This is a genomic window from Rhodococcus sp. ENV425, assembly GCF_002887785.1.
Classification (GTDB): Bacteria; Actinomycetota; Actinomycetes; order Mycobacteriales; family Mycobacteriaceae; genus Rhodococcus; species Rhodococcus aetherivorans.
Genome location: NZ_PCZU01000302.1, coordinates 15,220 through 15,887 on the forward strand (window position 1 = coordinate 15,220; position 668 = coordinate 15,887).

The 668-nt window shown below is 75.3% G+C and carries 1 protein-coding gene; it reads right to left on the reverse strand.

Translation table 11 applies throughout. The features are described from left to right. Window positions 1–45: 45 nt before the first annotated feature. A partial coding sequence (locus CQZ88_RS28680) for a hypothetical protein (protein ID WP_102800637.1) occupies window positions 46–668 on the reverse strand: 623 nt, incomplete at its 5' end.

Below are 668 nucleotides of genomic sequence, written 5' to 3' on the forward strand. Positions count from 1 at the left end.
AGCCCTCAGGACTCCGGCGCGGTCCGGCGGTCGCAACACTCTCGACTATAGGGAAGGCTTGCCTAATTTGGCAAGCCCTCGGACCGGCAGGCCCAGCGTCAGGAACGCATCCAGCAGAAGCTGGCCGCGACGCGCCGCGACGGAGCGGGAGGTGCCGGCCAGCAGGGGAATCTGGGCCGCACCCGCCACGACGGCGCGGCCCAGGAGGGACCAGAACCGCAGCGCGTCGGTGGGGGCGCACAGTGCCAGCGAGGCGTGCGCGGCATGCAGCGCGGTGCCGGCCCGGTGGGCGGTCCACCGCGCGAGCGCCTCCTCGCACGGCAGCACGACGACCGTGTCGTCGGCGGCCGCGGGGTCGTCGGGCAACACGCGCAGGGTGTCGTCGGCGACCGCGGCCCAGTCGATGCCTCCGTCGCTGTCCTGGTGGATCCACAGGTTGTCGAGTCCGGGGTCCCAGCAGCGCGCCTCGAGCAGGTAGGGGGCGAGCACCCGGCCCGCGACGACGTGGACGAGGGCGCCGGCCACCTGGTCGGCGGCGATCCGCGGGTCGGCGACGTCCTCGAGCGCGCGGGCGTGGAGCAGCGCGATCCGCCGGTCCCGCTCGGCGTCGGCGAGCCGCCACCAGCGGCGGCGCGGCTCGTCGTCGATGCGGGCGACGGCGTAGACGC